Genomic DNA, 16,594 nt, shown 5'->3' with positions numbered 1-16,594 from the left:
TTATTCCTTCGGCTGAAATTCCGGATCACCTGTTTGCCATAAGGCAAAACGAAGTATATCAAAAATTTCACCTGCTCCTCCCAGGTGCCCACCTTCCCATTGAACCCTCAATAGTACGGGGCGATGGCCTGCCTGACTGTCCTGGTATCTTGCCGCATATCTGGCAACCGGAGAAAGGGAAAGAATATAATCTGTGGCACCATGAACAATTAGTAAACCTGGCAGCGATTTTCCCGTTGGAATATGATGAATAGCACTGATCTCATAATTGGAACGAAATCCTTCCGGGGTGTTTTTAGGTCCTACTGATTTCTCTTCCCGGGCACCTGCAGCATCTGTGTGTAAGGCGAGATCAGGTAAACCGGCAAGGAAAATTCCTCCTGCAAACAGATCCGGTCGCTGATTGAGTGAATTGCCCACCAGGAAACTTCCCGCACTCCCTGCCATCACTACGATTCCCCCTGGTTTCGAATAGTTATTGGTCATCAGAAAATCTGCCACATCCACCATATCATTGATGGAATTCATTTTATTTGGGTACTGCCCATCCTTGTACCAGTCATCACCCAATTCACCTCCTCCTCTTACATGGGCATAGGCATAGATACCGCCCCTGTTAAGCCAGGGTAGGAATTGCGGATTGAAATATAGATCATTGCTTGCACCACTGTTCCCATAGCCTTCTATCAGGAAGGATCGATTGCTGAAAGGTTTTTTTATACTGTCTCCATAGACAAGTGAAACCGGAATTTTTTTCCCATCTCTCGATGGTACCATCCATACCTCTGTTTTCAGTTCTCTGGTTTTATCCAGCGACTTTGCAGTAAAGGGCAATCCGGTTAGTTCGTTCTTTCCTGCATTGTATATTTTGTATTCATCTGATTTGACGGGACTTGATTGACAAAAAACAAGATCATTTTCATTGCGAAGGAACAACTGGCTGATACTCACTTTATCGTTTATGGGCAGCAGCTTTGTTTTCCTGGTTTTCAGATCTACTTGCACAATCTGCATATTCCCGATTTGTCTAAGCAGTATATACAGAAAATCTTTTCCTGCTATAATGGCTTTGTTATACTGAACATCAGTACCTGCAATGGGCAACTCAAATGGAGGGAGCAGCGCTTCCGGTTCCTTTCCTGTCTTCATATTGATTCGAACCATCCGATAATTTGGATGACCCGTTGTTACTGCATACAGCCATTCCCCATTGGCATCAAATCCGTCTCCAAGGTTTATATAATTCTGTAGCCTCACCCAGGGTGTTGTTGCTCCCTGCAGTTTTGATATATGCACTGCGAATGCATAATTGTCATCTGAACCGGAACGAACTCTTGCAATGATATAGGGCGAATTGGGAAAACTATATACGTAGGGAGTTTCTCCGGCCTTTAATGATATATCCGGATTCAGCCCGGATCCGAATAGCGCGACATCTTTTGAAGGATCTGTTCCAACTTTATGGAACTTAATCTTCCCATTGAAATATTTTTCTGCTTGGATGGTTGTTGGTGGTGCCTGTGTGTAAAAAATTCCAGTATCATCCGGTGCCCATGCCATGGATACACCTCTTGAATCATTAAACATGACCGGACCAATACTGTCCGCTAAAAACTCCTTTAAATCGAGGTGGTAGATTCTGATATGCGGATCATTTTCTCCATTTCGGGTAAGCATCACTGCAAGTAATGGCCGCTTGTTTGCAAACAGGCGCTTTCTTATTGAGTAACGTTGGCCGTTTATGATTACTCTGTTGAGTATTCTTTCCTCTTCACCGGTAACCCCTTTTCTCCTGCACAACGTTGGGCCTTTATCTTCTGTATCACGATAATAGTAGAAATTGTCGCCAATGGATTGCAGATTCCAGATTTCCGATTGCAATCCGGAATAAGCATCATTGATCTCTTTTTCCAGGAGGCTAAGGCCTGGAACTTTATTTAAAGCAGCATCAGCAAATTCCCCCTGTAACTTGCAGAACTGCATCATTTCCGCTTCTCTATCCTTTCTTTCCATCCAGAAATAGGGATCCGATATTCGGATTCCCATCACCGTGGTATCAAACTTTTCTGTTTTTGCTTTTGGGTAAACCAGCTGTGCTGTAAGCCGATAGAAAGGCAGTAAAACCAGCAGGAGAAGGTAACATCGCATGAATAGGCGCTTTCCTAAATATACTTAACATTTACACCAAAAAATAAATAGAATACCCCCCTTCATTCAACTCATTGGCCGAAAAAGACTGCTGCATCAATTCGATTTTATCAAACAATTCACCTACTCCTAAACTGGACCAGATAATAAATGCGCCCAATAAAACCTTGCTCCATACAGGAATACGAAATCCGGTTATTCCCTGGATAATATGTGTTACCGGCGGAAAATATATCAGCGCCAGCAGTACCACAAATACACCATAAAGCGGGTCGTTTCCCCAGAACAGGTTGATCAGCCCAATCGCTGTAAATACCAGGCCGAAAAACCAGCCTGCGAGTTGTTGAATAGAAATTCTTGCTTCCATATTAATTGTTTAAAAAGCACTTTGAAATACAAAGTTATCAGACTGGATGACATACGCAAGCTTTTCATCGAGATTTTGATAAAAAATTCCCAGTCCTTTGGTAAGCTGCTGATAATCAGAAAGGCCGGCACATTGGCCTCAGGGCTTTTTAAATGGCAATTCCTTCTCTGCCCGCTTCCAGAGCAATTGGGCATATTCCTTACTGAAATTTTCAATGCTCGTTGGATTATATGCCTCTGTTTGAACCGACCAAAGCTGCTCCTCCGTTTTTACATCAAAGAGATTGCCTTCGAGAAAATAGGTCTTATCTGTGGTATAATAACCGGGATCATACCCAAACGGATACCAGTAATTATAATACCCCCAGAAACCCCGTCCATAATATCCCATATAAGGCCGATAAGGCATACTACCCGGAACGTACCGGCTCTCACTCTCCTTATCGACAAGGGCAACTGTAAAAATGACGTCACTGTTCAGTTCGCGGATTTTGCCCAGCATTTCTTCACGGGCAGGCATTTTCTCGTCTGTAAAACCCGGACGAAAAATATCTGAACTTTTGATGGCTGTGTATCCTTTTTGCTGGATAAAAGACGCCAATTCATTTTCAATTTTCGTCTTGACTGTTTGCCGGTTACTTAACACAGCAATAAAAACCGTTTTGTAATTGGGGTTCGCTGGCCAGTCGGGATTTACCCAGGAACTGGTTATTTTTTGAGAGGAACCGCAACTAAGAAGAATTGCCGTTACAATAACAGCTAACAATACTGGAGGGCGCATATGATGGCGTTTTATATGGAACTAATACGGGTAGGATTAGTTGCTACCAAAACAAGCCGCGCAATTTGAGTTATCTGTACTAAATGTAATTAAATTTCCAACCCTATTTTTCTTTCACCTCGAAAATAAATTCCGGACGTATGTTGAGCATCAGATACAACCAATTATTATGCCGTTGCGCACCCGGAATATTTTTTACACCTTCCGAAGTCAACGATTTTCCCGCCAGAAAATGACTGTACCCCAGCTCCATGCCAATCATCCTGGTGAGACTGTACTTCCCAACCAAATCCAACTCTGTTCCAAAATTTCGGGATAAGCCTCTTCCATTAACATCCATCACGCTGCTCGCACTGCTGAACTGATGCAGGTCAAGCAGGAGTTCACCTTTCTCCCCAACTTTATGCCTTGATCGAATAGAATAATCAATCAGCCCCTTTTCACCAAATCCGGATCCCGCATAGAAATAATCCATCAGTCCCCAGAACTTATGTGGTGTTCCATACAAAGGATCAAAGGCATTGGACCTTCCTTCAGACGAACCGCCTGTTGTATAATCCAATCTCAATCCCAACTTCCATTGGTTTCTAACCTGCTGAAAATACTCCATACTCAATAACCAGGCTGATAGGTCCTGTCCTTTCGCATTTTTCCCAAACTGAAAATATCCCTCAGCAGTCAAATTCGCGTTGCCAGCTTTTTTCTCTGCATAGAACCCCGTTGTCATCCGGGTCCAGACTCCCTTTTCCCAAACTTTCACACTACTACCATTGTTGATTTCTGTCCGGTATTTAGAAAACTGATCGCTGAAAAACAAAACCGAAAGCCTTCCTCCCGCATAGACTTTATTCGCATGCATATACTGAAAACTTTTATACATGCTGCCTCCATTGGTATTTCCCGGATACCCACCAGCTGGTGTAAGGATATATCCTGTTCCATTTGATGTTTCCTTATTTTGATTATACGCAAATCCCGTATGTATCCACCAGTTTCCATGGTGATATTTTAACAACAGCGCATCATGTCGCCGGGCCTGCTGCAGCCAGTCCAGGTTGCCAATCAATCGCTGGTCATCATAATGCAATTCCTGTCTTCCGATCTTTAATGCCAGCTCTCCTTTTCGACTATTCGTATCAGTTAATAAAACTTCCGCCCAGGCTTCATGAACCATGAATCCATTGTTGTCCTGTGTAGTAGTTCTGTTGATCGTACTTACATCCTGTCCCCAAACGCGTACATCCTGCACCGTTAGTCCCATTTTTAACCGGTAGGCCTGGAACCCCAATCCCAGTCGCGTTCGCTGGGAAGTAAAAAATGCCGGATCTACACCTTCCTGCAAGGGTGCTCCCTGTCCATCCCGAAATTCTGTACGGGTTCTCAATTGTGCTGTTACTGTCAATTGAGCCTGCGTTTGTGCAATAGAAAGCACCAGAATAAGCAGGAAGCTTATTCGCCGTATACTGTTTTTCATTTCCGTATGTATTAAGTAACTAAGCGGCTTTTTGAATTGGGTTGATGTCGGATTTTTGTTGCCGCCCGTACGTGTAGTAAATGGCCATCCCGGTGAACAGCAATCCACCTATGATGTTTCCAATGGTTACGATCAGTTGATTATAGATCCACCAGTCGGTCAGTGAGACCTTAGCACCAAACAATATGCCGGCAGGTATCACAAACATATTCACCACCGCATGTTCATAGCCGAGTGCAAAAAAGATAAAGATGGGAATACCGGCTGCCAGAATTTTTCCTAAGGTTGATTTGGAGGTCATAGCCATCACCACTCCCATGCATACCATCCAATTGCATAGTATGCCTTTTACAAAGGCAGCTAAAAATCCGGGTATCCCATGTTGCGCGTATCCGATGGTTTTTTTCTCAGCAGCAGTCACCAGCAACTGTTCAATAGCACCCAAACTTGTAACTGTTCCCATCTCCGAGGATGCAGCCCAGTGCAGCAACGCATACAGTAAACTACCGGCCAGGTTCCCCAGGAAAACCCAGCTCAAATTTTTCAGCATGGTGGCACCACTGATCTTTTTTTCAAAATAGGCGAGGGGTATCAGGGCAAAACTTCCCGTTACAAGCTCTAATCCCAATATAGCGATGATCACAAATCCAACCGGAAAAACAATAGCTCCGCTTAAGGGAATCCTGGTTTGTGATGTGGCAGCCAATGCCAGGGTTACTGAGATCGCGAGCAATGCCCCGGATAACATGCCTCGTATCAATAAATCTTTGGTGCTTAATGCAGCTTTGTTTACTGCGGCCTGTAACATGGTTTCAGCTACTTCCTTTGGTTGTACGTAATCCATAATCAGTTGTTTTTAGTGATGGTTAGTGTATATCTACTTTTATGTAGACCAGTCCGTCTTCTACTTTCACCGGGTAGGTTTTAATGCTGCAGCTGTCTCCTGTCAGACATTCGCCTGTACGAAGCGAAAAGGTTTTCTTATGAAAGGGACAAGCAACTTTGGGCTCTTCCCCCTTGGTGCCGATCATACCCCTGCTTAATGCCATCTGTTTTTTATGCGGACATTCATTCTGTGTCGCATACCATTCATTTCGGCGCGTGAAGTAAAACAAGGCAATCTGTTCATCGCCATACTTAATGCATACGCCGCCATTTTCTACAACATCTTCTACCCGGCAGGCAGCAAACCAGGTCTTGTCCTGGGTCAGGATCGCTTTTTCTGTAGTCATATCCAATAGTTAAGAAGGATTACCAATTCGCAGCTTTCTTCTGTTCCCTGAGCGAATCAAATTGAACAGTAGGATCTTTTTCGCCTGGTGCATTGACGAAATGATTGAATCGTTTTCGAATTTCAGGCGTTTCAATAGCCACCTTCCATTCACACTGATATGCATTCACCAGGGCCTGCATCTCTGCTTCCCATTGCGCACCCATTCCCAAACTGTCATTCACTACCACATTTCTGAGATAGTTGATGCCGCCTTCCATTTTATTCAGCCAGGTGGCTGTGCGGGTTAATGGATCAGCCGTTTTAATGTAAAACATCAGGAAGCGGTCGATATACCGAATACAGGTTGCGCTGTCAAGATCTGTTGCAAGTAATAATGCATGCTGTGGCTTGCTTCCTCCATTTCCGCATACATATAAATTCCATCCCTGTTCGGTGGCGATGATCCCAAAATCCTTACTCTGTGCTTCTGCACATTCCCGTATACATCCTGATACAGCGGATTTGATTTTATGGGGTGCCCGCAATCCACGATAACGCTCCTCCACCTCAATGGCAAAACTTACACTGTCCTGCAAACCAAACCGGCACCAGGTACTGCCTACACAACTTTTCACTGTGCGCAACGCTTTTCCATATGCATGACCACTTTCAAATCCCGCTGCAATCAATGCCGACCAGATAGCCGGCAGGTCACTCACATGGGCCCCGAATAAATCGATCCGCTGGCCCCCTGTGATCTTGGTATACAAACCATATTGCTGCGCAACCTGCCCAATTACAATCAGTTTCTCCGGCGTGATTTCTCCTCCCGGAATTCTAGGCACTACTGAATAAGTTCCACCCCGTTGAATATTGGCCAGGAAACGATCATTGCTGTCCTGCGATGTGTCATTGCCTTTTGTCAACACCATCTCATTCCATAAACTGGCCAGCAGAGAGGATACAGCCGGTTTGCATACTTCACATCCATCGCCCTTACCCAACTGATCCAGCACCTCATTATAGGTTTTGAGTTCATGGAGTTTGATCAAGTCGAAGAGCTCCTGGCGACTGTAATTAAAATGTTCACAAAGCACATTCCGCACATATTTGCCCTGTTGTTTCAGGGTATGTACCATTAGGTCCTTGACCATGGGTAAACAGCCACTGCAGCCGGTTCCGGCCTTCGTGCATTTTTTTATTTCGTCCACTGTTTCACATCCCTGGTCAGATACTGCCTGGCAGATGGCTCCTTTTGTTACTCCTTCGCAACTGCAGATCAATGCTTCATCGGGAAGTGCTGTTATTCCGGTACCTTCTTCTTTTTTTCCTTCGCGTACAGGCAGGATCAGGTCTTCCGGGTGCTGTGGCAGCAGTATCCTGTTCTTACAGGTTTGTAATAACAGGTTGTATTGTTTGGCATCACCCACCAGGATACCACCCAGCAGGTACTTGCCATCTGCTGTTACATTGAGTCGTTTATAAATGCCTTTGGCAGAATCTTTCAGGATGATATTCCGCACCTCCGGCCCGTTTGCAAAGGGCTCCCCAAAACTTGCTACATCCGTACCTACGAGTTTGAGTTTGGTGCTCATATCATAGCCTGTGAATTCGCGGGTGCGTTGAGTTGAATTTGCGCTTAGTCGGCAAATTTCTTGTACGGCCACTTCCGCCATCTCATATCCCGGCGCTATCAGCCCATAAATCATTTCATTATACAGGGCACATTCACCAATTGCATAAATAGAAGGATCGCTGGTTTGCAAGAAATTGTTTACCACAATCCCGCCATTCATCCCTGTTTCCAGGCCTGCTTCCACTGCCAGCTCTCCCCGCGGCCGGATGCCTGCCGATACCACCAGCAGATCGGTCTCCAGGCTTGTTCCATCTGTAAATTCCAATCCGGTGATGCTTTCTTTACCACAGATGCGGGCCGTGTTCTTGCCCGTATGTATGGATAATCCAAGACTCGTTAAGGTGTTGGTTAAAATCTCTGCGCCACTTTCATCCAGTTGCCTGGGCATCAAACGGTCTGCATACTCAATCACATGACTGTCCTGAATTCCCAGGTCCAGCAGGGCTTTGGCAGCTTCTAGCCCCAGTAGTCCGCCTCCAATTACTACCCCCTTGCGGGCTTTTTTGGCATAGGCAGCTATAAGGTGGAGGTCTTCAATCGTTCGATAGAGGAAAACACCCTGTTTTTCAATGCCTTCAATACGCGGCACGAAAGCTGAAGAACCGGTAGCCAATACCAGAATATCATAATTCCGGATATGGCCTTTGTGGGTCTGTAATAATTTGATAGCCGGACGAATATACTGAACCGGATCCCCCAGGTGCAGGTCGATCCCATTGTCTGCGTACCAGCTGGCAGGCGCCAGACTTAGGTCTTCCGGCTTTTTGCCGGCAAAAAAATCACTGAGGTGAACCCGGTCATAAGCAGGATATTGTTCCTCTCCAAATACCGTGATTTCTGCATTGGGCAGTTTTTTCGCGATCAGTTTCTCGCAGAATTTATAACCTACCATGCCATTTCCGACAACTATTATTTTCATAAACAGCTTGTTTTAGTGTCTGAAGGAAAGGGCAAGCAATCGTATGTGAAAAAAATCTATATCACATATGTAAGCAATAGTTGAAGAAAAATGATCGTTTTGGCAAGAATTATATTGTGAATATAACAAATAAACTTAAAAAATCAAATAACTTGTATGAAATTTATTACATAACAAAATATCATATATAGATATGTCAACATTATTTCTGGTAGGTGCCGGCCCTGGCGATCCGGAACTGATTACCCTGAAAGCCATCCGTGTATTAGCGGAAGCGGATGTTATTTTATATGATGCCCTGGCAAATACAGCCTTGCTGGACTATGCCGGTAAAGCTGTTGTCAAGCAATTTGTAGGGAAGCGGTTTGGCTGTCATTCCCTGAGCCAGGAGGAAATCAATCTCCTGATCCTCGAATACGGTAGGCAGTACCAGCGTGTGGTGCGGCTAAAGGGAGGTGATCCCTTTGTTTTCGGTAGGGCCTGTGAGGAAATCCTGGCAGCCAGAGCAGGAGGTATGGAGGTGGAGATGATTCCTGGTTTAACCAGCGCCATCACAGTGCCTGCCCTGGCTGGTATACCCGTTACCTGCAGAGGTGTCAATGAAAGTTTCTGGGTGCTGACCGGTACTACCAAAACCAATGAATTATCGCGCGATATCTACCTGGCAGCCCAATCCACGGCAACAGTAATCATCCTGATGGCGATGAGCAAACTGGAAACCATCACTGATATCTTCCGGCAACAGGGTAAATCAGAAACACCCGCCGCGATTATTCAGAATGGTACCCTGCCCAATGAAAAAATCATCACTGGAAAAGTGAAGGATATCTGTTTCCGGGCACAGCATGCTGAACTCACCAACCCGGCGATCATTATTATTGGAGAAGTGGTCGACTGGCAGGCAGGTGCTTTCCGCAAGGAATTGGGACGGGTAGTAAATACGACAGTATAGAAGTTAATCCATCAGCCGGGATTATCTTTAAGGATATGAAACTGCAGAAAGGTCCCTACGACGCGAGCTCCTGTTTTATTTATCAGAAATGTATAAAAGAATGGTGGCCGGCACTGGATACCAACCGGCGTATTCAGCACTACAAAAAAGGAGAACTCCTCTTTAAAGAAGGTGATCCGGTGGAAGGTGTTTATTTCATGGTAAAAGGTGTGGTGAAAGTGCACAAACACTGGACCGAAGACAAAGAGTTGATTATCCGGTTTGCGCGGGAACAGGATATCCTGGGACATCGCGGACTCTCCAGTTTAAACGAACCCTATCCCATAACAGCTACAGCCTTATCAGAGGCAACCGTCTGTTTTATTCCGATGGATTTTTTTCGGGTAAGCCTGACTGTTAATACCGGCTTCTTGCATGAATTCATGATGTTCCTGGCAGATGAATTACGCCTCTCGGAACAACGCATGCGCGATCTGGCCCACATGCAGGTGAAAGGCCGAACAGCACGTGCCTTATTGATGCTGGAAAAAAAATTCGGAACCGACAAGGATGGCTTTATCGGTTTCACTATTTCGCGTCAGGATTTGGCCGCTTATGTTGGTACTGCTTACGAAACCGTGTATCGCTTATTACTCGAATTCTCAGAAGAAGGATTGATAAAAACAGATGGTAAAAATATTGGCTTGTTGAACCTGGAAGGTTTACATCAATTAACAGAACAGTCATAAAAATCGGCCCCCGGAATGGCAGGCCGATTTCCGTCAGGCAACAATTGCTTATTGAACCTGGATATTTTTTGTGATGCGCTGCACACCTTCTTTTTTTGGCAGCGAGATGCAAAGGATACCGTCTCTGTATTGGGCGGCAATCTTGCCCGCGTCTACGGTATCATCCAGGTTAAAATTCCTGGTGAAGGATTGCATGCGGTACTCCTGACGCAGCAGGCTCTCAGTTTTTTCCTGCTTCTCTTCCTTGTGTTCAAAGGAGACCGTAAGCATATCGTTGCTGACATGCACGTTGAAGTTTTCTTTTTTCAATCCGGCCGCTACCAATTCCAGTTCATAACTGGTATCTGTTTCCCGGATATTGACAGGCACTTGTTGATTGGTTGTTAAACCACTGAAGCCCCATTGGCGGTCATCAAAAAAGCGGTTCAAGGCATTATAAAAGACGCCATCAACCAGACCACCTGTGTTTTCTTTTTTTCTTGTGATCATGTTTGTCATATTGACCTCCTTTTTTTACCTGTATTTTCTATAACAAATTCCGTGCAAGCAGGATTCCTACTTGAAAAATTGTCAGAAAAAGTGAAAAAATTTCGGTTGAGATGAAAAAATTTCACCTGCTTACCATTCTGACTCATCTATCTACTCAAAGGAGCGATAGAAAACTTATTTTAGAGCGATTAGAAAATCATACACATGAATACAAACCTGATCCTGCTAATATCCCTTGCTGTGAACCTCATCGTTCTGATCATTTTATTGTTGCGAAATAAATCAGTAGTCCCTGCTGCTCTTACCAGAATGGAAGCTGCTGTCAAAGAAGAATTCCGGAACAACCGGACAGAAAATGCAACGCTATCAAAGGAGAATAGAATGGAGCTTAATAACACCCTTGTCGAAATGAACAAAGCTGGTAGGGAATCATTGGCGGCCGGTTTAAAGGATTTCACCTTTGAACAACGCAACAAATTAGAGGACCTTAAACTTGAACAAAAAGAATTCAGAAACAGAACGATTGAACAACTCGAGAAGATCAATGAAAAGCTAGCCCTTTCCATCAGGGAATTTCAGGAATCATTTGATAAGAACATGGTGAACATGAACAACCTGCAGCGGGAAAAATTCCAGCAATTGGAAACAAGGCAGGAAAAACTGATTGAAAGCACGGAAAAAAAATTAGAAGAGATGCGGGCTACTGTAGATGAAAAACTACAGAAAACACTCAGTGAGCGAATCGGGCAATCCTTTGAGATCGTGGGTAAACAATTGGAGAGTGTGCAAAAGGGACTAGGAGAAATGCAGACCATTGCGCAGGATGTAGGCGGACTGAAAAAAGTCCTGAGCAATGTTAAACTTCGGGGTGGAGTAGGAGAAGTGCAACTCGCGATGTTGTTGGAACAAATCCTGGCTCCGAATCAATATGATGCCAATGTAAAAACCAAAGCAGGTAGTTCCGAGCCGGTTGAGTTTGCTATCAAGTTGCCCGGCAGAAGTGAAGAAGAAAACAGTTTCGTTTACCTGCCCATTGATGCTAAATTTCCTAAAGATGTTTATGAAACGCTGATCAATGCCTATGAAAATGCGATAGCAGAAGAAATTGAGTCAGCTGCTAAAGCAATGGAAGCTACCATCCGCAAGATGGCAAGGGATATCCGCGACAAATACATTGAACCACCTCACACAACCGACTTTGCCATTCTCTTCCTGCCCTTTGAAGGAATCTATGCAGAAGTAATCCGCCGTACAGCCCTGGTGGATCAGTTAAGAGATGAATATAAAATAACCGTTGCGGGCCCTACAACTCTTGTTGCCCTGCTCAACAGCCTGCAAATGGGTTTCCGCACCCTTGCTCTTCAGAAAAGAAGTAGTGAGGTCTGGAAGGTATTAGGTGCTGTTAAAACTGAGTTTGAAAAATTTGGCGGGCTCCTGGAGAAGGCGCAGAAGAACCTGCATAGCGCCAGTGACACGGTAGATGAACTCCTGGGTAAAAGAAGCAGGGCAATTACGCGTAGATTGAAAAATGTGGAAGCCCTGCCGGCAGCTGAAGCGCAGCAATTGTTACCCGACATAAATAATGATGTGCTGGAGGAGGATGAGTAATTATGCGCTACCGTTTTTAAATCTTCTTTAAATTGAAGAATGAAAAAAAGCCGGAAGAAATTTTTGCAGCAATCCGCTGCAGGAGTATTGGGACTATTTGCTGCTCCCCAATTGTTTGCTGAATCTTCCGGAGATGCCCAGCCTGTGGTGTTGCATGCCGATGAAGGTGAAACCTATTGGATTGGCAGAAGAAATTCGCCGCTTACGATCAAAGTAGCAAAAGACCGGCAGGGCAATGAAACGATGTCCTTTTGCCGGGAATTAATTGCCCCGAAAGAGGGCATTCCGTTGCATAAACACCTCAATGAAGATGAATTGATTGTAATTCATCGGGGTGAAGGCTTGCTTGAGCTGGATGGAAAGCAAATTCCTGTTAAAGAAGGCTCGGTAGCTCTAGTTCCCAAAGGAGTTTGGCATGCAATGACTAATTCAGGTACAGAAACATTGATTATGCTGTTCAGTTATTCCCCAGCCGGCTTCGAAGGTTATTTCAGAGAATTTGGATCACCGGTTGGAACTCCCTGGAAACCTAAGTCCCAGGAAGAATACAACCGGCTGAATAAAAAATGGGGAATTGTGTATAAATGATAGGGGCTTACGCGTGGACACCCTCTCTGATCTCTTCCACCATCTTTTTGTTAAAGGCAGGCAGATCTTTTGGTGTTCTACTGGTAACCAGCCCATTATCTACTACCACTTCTTCATCCACCCAGCGGGCACCTGCATTTTTCAGATCCATTTTGATAGCCTCAACGGAAGTAAGGGTGCGACCATTAACCACTTCTGCATTGATTAATACCTGTGGGCCGTGACAAATTGCGCCAACAGGCTTGTGCTCATCAAAGAAATGCTTCACAAAAGCGATGGCATCTCTATTGGTTCTTAACTGATCCGGATTGATCACGCCACCCGGCAATACCAGGGCATCATAATCGGAAGGCCTGGTCTGGCTTAATACTTTATCCACCTTATAGGCTTGTCCCCAGTTGGTTTTTGCCCAGGCTTTGATCTCTTCCGCTTCCGGACTCACAATATGCACGGTCCAACCTTGTTGCTCGAGTGTTTCTTTGGGCGATTTTAATTCACTTTCTTCAAAACCATGTGTAGCGAGAATCGCGATTTTCTTGTCCATGAGAATAAGCTTTAAATGTGTACAATGGTTCTCATTTCTTTTTTGTTACTTATGATGGAATACTTCAAATTTCAGTGAATCTTCTGGAAAATAAAGTACGCTATCCTGGAGCAATGCTGTTTTTCCTAGTTGGAAATCCAGGGGAATATCAATACTAATGGTATCTGCTTCCTGTTTGTAGGTACCCCAATAGGTTGTCTTGCTAAACCGATCAATTTTTTCCCCAATCAGCACCTTGTTTTCCTTGAAGTTCAAACTGAATCCTCCATCATTTCCAAACTCATTGCTGCTTGCTCTAAACAAAGTTTGATAACTTTTCTGATTAGAACGAAATACCTTATGATTGGAAGTAATCCCTATAAAGATAAGTCCGATTACTGACGGAATAAATGCAACCAGTTTTTCGTTTTTCTGGAAATTCGTGATAGAACGAATCAAATAATATAGAGTGATCGCACAAAGTGAGTAAAATGGGATGGATTCAGTTATAGGTCCAGTTAATATGTCGCTTTCCTGAATATCCCTGAATTCAAATTCAACGGAGATTATACCCAAAACCAACAGAAGGAGTAATAGAATAATTCGCATTTACTCTATTAATTTGTATTCAATCCAATTACATCCTTTCTTACTTCTTTTTTCCAATCGTTTCCGTAGGTGCCACTTAAATGTTTGAAGATGGTTTCATTGTATTCCTGCAGGCATTCAATAGGTCCGGGTGCTACACATCCGAATATCTCATACCCGATTTTATATGTCTCACGGAATGTTTTGTCTGTTGGATAATATATAGGTGCAATACCCCCTTGAACCAATAACCGGGCCTTTCCGGCTTTAATATCATTGAGCGCCTGACGTTTACTGTAAATCCCGTTGCAGACTGTGTCTTTAATTTGATTGGTTTGCGCTTGTATTTGCATACTTGGTTTGCTTACAAATGCTACAATAATTGCTGGCAAAATCAAAATAAATGCGAAGGTGATTTTTTTCAAATAAGGATGGTTTATTTTTTTTATTTCAGTAATTCGTTTCAATAGAAGTGTGTCACCAATTACTGCCATCATGTTGCTTATCAGGAATTTGGTATCTATTCAGGAATGGCTAACCGCTTAAGAAGATTATTGTCCTCTTCCAAAATCTTGCTTAATAATGCTATGGCATCAAATGTTCTGGATGGACTATCGGAAATACTGCTTAAAAGAGATAATAAATCCTCGAGTACTGTGTCGGGTAATGTGTCCAGGATTTTATTTATCTCGGATTTAATCTCTTCTTTTGACATTATAATAGCAGGTAATTATTACTTTAATAAAGCCAGTATTTAAATTAAATTTCCATAAACAAGTTTTCTGGAATTTGAAATAGACAGTACAAAATAGGGATTCTTCAACGCTTTCTCTTCAATTAAGTCCACGGGTCTTTTAAATAGATCCTCTAACGAAAATTTAAAATTGAAATAGTTATTTGTATAATTTATCAAGTCCATATTGTCGAAATAGACTAAAAAATCAATGTCGCTGGACTCATTAAAATCTTCTCTGAGGACTGAACCAAAAGCAAATAACTTCTTCACCTTGTGAGTCGCGCAAAGTTGTTTAATAGAGTCTGAATAATTGTCCAGCAGTTTCATATAGCTAAATTAACATTTTTGCTATATGCAGGAGTTTCTGAAAAAGAGGCCAGGTATAATGCGCAATGATTGGGTATTGGCGAAGACAAGGCAATTATTAAGGTTCCGCCCGCCCCCCCCGAAATATTATTTACAGAAAAAGCTCCATGTGCCGCCCTGCTTTTGCCATGCCCTTTTGATGGCTGAAGTGCAATTAAGTTAGTAACTCTGAATTAACACTTCAGTCGGAATGCCAAGTGTTTGATGTAATTTTCGAATTATTTCTAGGCTAAGCTTACGCTTTCTATTAAGTATTTAACTAGCCCTACTTTTAATCCTAACATATTTGCAAGGTCATTTTGACTTTACCCCAATTGTTCCATACGGAACTTAATAGCTTCAATTGGGTCCGGGTAATCTATTTGATAGTGCTCTTGTTCATATTTGTCAATCAGAATGCCCAATACCTCCAACTCGTCACCCTCAGGAGTTCTTGGTTGTGAATCAAAGATTGCCTTCATGCGATTGATGGCCATTTGGTAATCTTTTTTTGTTTTAATTGGTTTGATTGTCACTTCAAGTTCTATTTATATGGCTATTTCATCAATTATATCATACGATGCCGTGAGCAAATTTAATTTTAACGATTAGCCGGTAAAGACAAAAATATCCTGATTGCTTATAACCTTGTAGAAAATTATATGCCGGCCCACTTTTATACCTTGTAAGCCTTTTTCTATGATAGAATAAGATCTACCAATTTCTGGTTTATTTGAAAGATCCCTAATTGTATCAATCAATAATGAATAGTATTTGTCAGCCTGTCGCTCAGACCATGTTTCAAATGTATACAACCAAATTTCAGATAAATCTTTAACGGCACGTTTGGTCAATTTATGATTTGCCATTCTTATTTATCTTAGATTTCAATCTTTCCAGATGTTTTTTTGAATCAAAATTAGTGTCAATTCCGCTTGAGAGACCTTGTTTTATAGCATCACGTAGCATAAGTAAACGTTGCTCATCTTCTTCCAACAGACGAAGCCCAGCTCTGATTACCTCGCTTGCATTCTTATACCGTCCCTCTGAAATTTTAGATTCTACAAAGTCCTCAAAATAGTCACCGAGTGATACAGATGTATTACGTCCCATTTTAATGATTTTTATAAAGTTACCAAAAATTGGTACTTCTGCAAAATTGTTTTGAACCTTTTGATGCTCAATTGAATTACGCCCAACGTTAAAGTATTGGCGAAGGCAGGGGCATTACTAACGTCCGGTCCGGCCAGCAGATTTATAATTTTCTAAAGTTCATGTTTATTACCCAAAAGCCCAATTGAAGCCGTTACAAGACTGTACTAACGTTCATCAATGATCTACTGCTGATGTTTAGTCGTCCCGCCCTGCTTTAGCCAAGCCCTTATGCTATATAAAGTAGGCGTTTAGAGCGGTAGTAGTCTATTCTGCAAGCAGGATAGCTACAGTAACTTTGATAGTTAACCAAACATCTAAACGCCATGTCTAAAATTACAGCCAATT

19 protein-coding genes are annotated in these 16,594 nt (G+C 43.0%); 4 read left to right on the top strand and 15 right to left on the bottom strand.

Annotated elements, in window-relative coordinates; genetic code table 11:
• The 7 genes from MD536_RS09395 to nirB form a co-directional block, all read right to left on the bottom strand.
• The gene (locus MD536_RS09395; protein ID WP_239598234.1) at positions 1–2,148 is read right to left on the bottom strand and encodes a prolyl oligopeptidase family serine peptidase; all 2,148 of its coding nucleotides are present in this window, start codon (positions 2,146–2,148) and stop codon (positions 1–3) included.
• A 31-nt stretch (positions 2,149–2,179) separates the two neighbouring features.
• The gene (locus MD536_RS09390; RefSeq protein WP_239598232.1) at positions 2,180–2,515 is read right to left on the bottom strand and encodes a hypothetical protein; all 336 of its coding nucleotides are present in this window, start codon (positions 2,513–2,515) and stop codon (positions 2,180–2,182) included.
• 138 nt (positions 2,516–2,653) lie between these two features.
• Positions 2,654–3,295 carry a DUF4136 domain-containing protein gene (locus MD536_RS09385; RefSeq protein ID WP_239598230.1) on the bottom strand — a complete coding sequence of 214 codons (642 nt, stop codon included), beginning with the start codon at positions 3,293–3,295 and terminating at the stop codon, positions 2,654–2,656.
• A gap of 103 nt (positions 3,296–3,398) precedes the next feature.
• Positions 3,399–4,769 carry an alginate export family protein gene (locus MD536_RS09380; RefSeq protein ID WP_239598228.1) on the bottom strand — a complete coding sequence of 457 codons (1,371 nt, stop codon included), beginning with the start codon at positions 4,767–4,769 and terminating at the stop codon, positions 3,399–3,401.
• 19 nt (positions 4,770–4,788) lie between these two features.
• A complete protein-coding gene (locus MD536_RS09375) occupies positions 4,789–5,613 on the bottom strand; it encodes a formate/nitrite transporter family protein (RefSeq protein WP_239598226.1) in 825 nt (274 codons plus the stop codon).
• A 22-nt stretch (positions 5,614–5,635) separates the two neighbouring features.
• Positions 5,636–6,001: a nitrite reductase small subunit NirD gene (nirD, locus tag MD536_RS09370; protein WP_239598224.1), complete on the bottom strand. Its 366-nt coding sequence runs from the start codon at positions 5,999–6,001 to the stop codon at positions 5,636–5,638.
• Between the two features lie 19 nt (positions 6,002–6,020).
• On the bottom strand, positions 6,021–8,537 hold the full coding sequence (gene nirB / locus MD536_RS09365; RefSeq protein WP_239598222.1) for a nitrite reductase large subunit NirB: 2,517 nt from the start codon (positions 8,535–8,537) through the stop codon (positions 6,021–6,023).
• Positions 8,538–8,730: 193 nt separating this feature from the next.
• Between nirB and cobA the strand changes: the two genes are divergently transcribed.
• Positions 8,731–9,489: a uroporphyrinogen-III C-methyltransferase gene (gene cobA, locus MD536_RS09360; RefSeq protein WP_239598221.1), complete on the top strand. Its 759-nt coding sequence runs from the start codon at positions 8,731–8,733 to the stop codon at positions 9,487–9,489.
• A gap of 35 nt (positions 9,490–9,524) precedes the next feature.
• A complete protein-coding gene (locus MD536_RS09355; protein WP_239598219.1) occupies positions 9,525–10,217 on the top strand; it encodes a Crp/Fnr family transcriptional regulator in 693 nt (230 codons plus the stop codon).
• A 48-nt stretch (positions 10,218–10,265) separates the two neighbouring features.
• Here MD536_RS09355 and MD536_RS09350 read toward each other — a convergent pair whose 3' ends face one another.
• Positions 10,266–10,706: an Hsp20/alpha crystallin family protein gene (locus tag MD536_RS09350; RefSeq protein WP_239598217.1), complete on the bottom strand. Its 441-nt coding sequence runs from the start codon at positions 10,704–10,706 to the stop codon at positions 10,266–10,268.
• Positions 10,707–10,910: 204 nt separating this feature from the next.
• On the opposite strand from MD536_RS09350, the gene MD536_RS09345 reads away from it, so the two are divergent.
• Together MD536_RS09345 and MD536_RS09340 are read left to right on the top strand one after the other, a co-directional pair.
• Complete coding sequence (locus tag MD536_RS09345) at positions 10,911–12,314, top strand: DNA recombination protein RmuC (RefSeq protein ID WP_239598215.1); 1,404 nt, start codon at positions 10,911–10,913, stop codon at positions 12,312–12,314.
• A gap of 39 nt (positions 12,315–12,353) precedes the next feature.
• Positions 12,354–12,902 carry a cupin domain-containing protein gene (locus tag MD536_RS09340; RefSeq protein ID WP_239598208.1) on the top strand — a complete coding sequence of 183 codons (549 nt, stop codon included), beginning with the start codon at positions 12,354–12,356 and terminating at the stop codon, positions 12,900–12,902.
• 7 nt (positions 12,903–12,909) lie between these two features.
• Here MD536_RS09340 and MD536_RS09335 read toward each other — a convergent pair whose 3' ends face one another.
• The 7 genes from MD536_RS09335 to MD536_RS09310 all read right to left on the bottom strand — a co-directional run bounded on the left by MD536_RS09335 (position 12,910) and on the right by MD536_RS09310 (position 16,207).
• Positions 12,910–13,446 carry a type 1 glutamine amidotransferase domain-containing protein gene (locus MD536_RS09335; protein ID WP_239598206.1) on the bottom strand — a complete coding sequence of 179 codons (537 nt, stop codon included), beginning with the start codon at positions 13,444–13,446 and terminating at the stop codon, positions 12,910–12,912.
• A gap of 45 nt (positions 13,447–13,491) precedes the next feature.
• The gene (locus MD536_RS09330) at positions 13,492–14,034 is read right to left on the bottom strand and encodes a hypothetical protein (protein ID WP_239598204.1); all 543 of its coding nucleotides are present in this window, start codon (positions 14,032–14,034) and stop codon (positions 13,492–13,494) included.
• 8 nt (positions 14,035–14,042) lie between these two features.
• Complete coding sequence (locus MD536_RS09325) at positions 14,043–14,366, bottom strand: FEKKY domain-containing protein (protein ID WP_239598202.1); 324 nt, start codon at positions 14,364–14,366, stop codon at positions 14,043–14,045.
• A gap of 401 nt (positions 14,367–14,767) precedes the next feature.
• On the bottom strand, positions 14,768–15,076 hold the full coding sequence (locus MD536_RS22160) for a nucleotidyltransferase family protein (protein ID WP_369075803.1): 309 nt from the start codon (positions 15,074–15,076) through the stop codon (positions 14,768–14,770).
• Positions 15,077–15,420: 344 nt separating this feature from the next.
• The gene (locus tag MD536_RS09320; RefSeq protein ID WP_239598201.1) at positions 15,421–15,630 is read right to left on the bottom strand and encodes a helix-turn-helix domain-containing protein; all 210 of its coding nucleotides are present in this window, start codon (positions 15,628–15,630) and stop codon (positions 15,421–15,423) included.
• Between the two features lie 72 nt (positions 15,631–15,702).
• Positions 15,703–15,963, bottom strand: a complete 261-nt coding sequence (locus MD536_RS09315; RefSeq protein WP_239598200.1) for a type II toxin-antitoxin system RelE/ParE family toxin — start codon at positions 15,961–15,963, stop codon at positions 15,703–15,705.
• Positions 15,950–16,207, bottom strand: a complete 258-nt coding sequence (locus tag MD536_RS09310; protein WP_239598197.1) for a type II toxin-antitoxin system ParD family antitoxin — start codon at positions 16,205–16,207, stop codon at positions 15,950–15,952. Before MD536_RS09310 ends, MD536_RS09315 begins: the two co-directional genes overlap by 14 nt.
• Positions 16,208–16,594 lie beyond the last annotated feature (387 nt).

It is taken from the genome of Flavihumibacter cheonanensis, assembly GCF_022352215.1.
Lineage (GTDB): Bacteria > Bacteroidota > Bacteroidia > Chitinophagales > Chitinophagaceae > Flavihumibacter > Flavihumibacter cheonanensis.
This window is presented reverse-complemented; position numbering and strand designations above follow the sequence as displayed.

What these genes read in the sequence shown, in the direction of transcription:
- MD536_RS09395 (WP_239598234.1), bottom strand. Translation starts at nt 2,148, where the DNA reads ATGCGATGTTACCTTCTCCTGCTGGTTTTACTGCCTTTCTATCGGCTT.
- MD536_RS09390 (WP_239598232.1), bottom strand. Translation starts at nt 2,515, where the DNA reads ATGGAAGCAAGAATTTCTATTCAACAACTCGCAGGCTGGTTTTTCGGC.
- MD536_RS09385 (WP_239598230.1), bottom strand. Translation starts at nt 3,295, where the DNA reads ATGCGCCCTCCAGTATTGTTAGCTGTTATTGTAACGGCAATTCTTCTT.
- MD536_RS09380 (WP_239598228.1), bottom strand. Translation starts at nt 4,769, where the DNA reads ATGAAAAACAGTATACGGCGAATAAGCTTCCTGCTTATTCTGGTGCTT.
- MD536_RS09375 (WP_239598226.1), bottom strand. Translation starts at nt 5,613, where the DNA reads ATGGATTACGTACAACCAAAGGAAGTAGCTGAAACCATGTTACAGGCC.
- nirD (WP_239598224.1), bottom strand. Translation starts at nt 6,001, where the DNA reads ATGACTACAGAAAAAGCGATCCTGACCCAGGACAAGACCTGGTTTGCT.
- nirB (WP_239598222.1), bottom strand. Translation starts at nt 8,537, where the DNA reads ATGAAAATAATAGTTGTCGGAAATGGCATGGTAGGTTATAAATTCTGC.
- cobA (WP_239598221.1), top strand. Translation starts at nt 8,731, where the DNA reads ATGTCAACATTATTTCTGGTAGGTGCCGGCCCTGGCGATCCGGAACTG.
- MD536_RS09355 (WP_239598219.1), top strand. Translation starts at nt 9,525, where the DNA reads ATGAAACTGCAGAAAGGTCCCTACGACGCGAGCTCCTGTTTTATTTAT.
- MD536_RS09350 (WP_239598217.1), bottom strand. Translation starts at nt 10,706, where the DNA reads ATGATCACAAGAAAAAAAGAAAACACAGGTGGTCTGGTTGATGGCGTC.
- MD536_RS09345 (WP_239598215.1), top strand. Translation starts at nt 10,911, where the DNA reads ATGAATACAAACCTGATCCTGCTAATATCCCTTGCTGTGAACCTCATC.
- MD536_RS09340 (WP_239598208.1), top strand. Translation starts at nt 12,354, where the DNA reads ATGAAAAAAAGCCGGAAGAAATTTTTGCAGCAATCCGCTGCAGGAGTA.
- MD536_RS09335 (WP_239598206.1), bottom strand. Translation starts at nt 13,446, where the DNA reads ATGGACAAGAAAATCGCGATTCTCGCTACACATGGTTTTGAAGAAAGT.
- MD536_RS09330 (WP_239598204.1), bottom strand. Translation starts at nt 14,034, where the DNA reads ATGCGAATTATTCTATTACTCCTTCTGTTGGTTTTGGGTATAATCTCC.
- MD536_RS09325 (WP_239598202.1), bottom strand. Translation starts at nt 14,366, where the DNA reads ATGCAAATACAAGCGCAAACCAATCAAATTAAAGACACAGTCTGCAAC.
- MD536_RS22160 (WP_369075803.1), bottom strand. Translation starts at nt 15,076, where the DNA reads ATGAAACTGCTGGACAATTATTCAGACTCTATTAAACAACTTTGCGCG.
- MD536_RS09315 (WP_239598200.1), bottom strand. Translation starts at nt 15,963, where the DNA reads ATGGCAAATCATAAATTGACCAAACGTGCCGTTAAAGATTTATCTGAA.
- MD536_RS09310 (WP_239598197.1), bottom strand. Translation starts at nt 16,207, where the DNA reads ATGGGACGTAATACATCTGTATCACTCGGTGACTATTTTGAGGACTTT.